This is a genomic window from Vibrio sp. 1402 (assembly GCF_033340275.1).
Window position 1 is genome coordinate 1 of record NZ_JAWOWE010000622.1, and the last position, 540, is coordinate 540.

Annotated in this window: 1 protein-coding gene; it reads right to left on the bottom strand. The window is 42.0% G+C overall.

Going from position 1 to position 540, the window contains the following annotated elements; genetic code table 11:
- A partial coding sequence (locus R7044_RS27595; protein ID WP_263857074.1) for a carbohydrate porin occupies positions 1-526 on the bottom strand: 526 nt, incomplete at its 3' end.
- Between the last annotated feature and the right edge of the window lie 14 nt (positions 527-540).

The following is a 540-nucleotide window of genomic DNA, read 5'->3' on the forward strand; positions in this document are numbered from 1 at the left end:
CTTTGTCCATATATTGGAGCACAAACTTGTTATACCCCAATGCGAAACTCTGGCTAAGTTCAGCAGTTAACATTAAACCGTTATCGAAGTTCTCAGCGGCGTCTTCTTGCTCATCCGTTGGGTTAACCATTGCATAGTCAACACCGAATTCAGTCCAGGAGCCTTCCCATGGGCTAAAGCCAGCGTAACGTAAATCTAAGAAGTAAGTATTCAAATCTCCGTAACTCGTTTTATTGCCAGTATCATCCCACTCGGCCAACTCATTATCGGCTCGGATAACCGCTGCTGAAATCGCACCGGTATTTAACTTGATGTTTTCGATACCCACACCGTAGCCAGAAATATTCCAGTATTTAGTGTCTATAATGTGGATATCATGAAGTTGATAAAAGCGTTTACCAGCGCAGATAACGGCATCAGGAGAAGATGGGATATAGCCTTTAGCTTGAACATTTAACTGCTTAATACCAAAGTTGGCACTGTCATCTTTACTATTTTCAGACTCTAGGTTCCCCTCCGATGACATTTCAAACATACTTT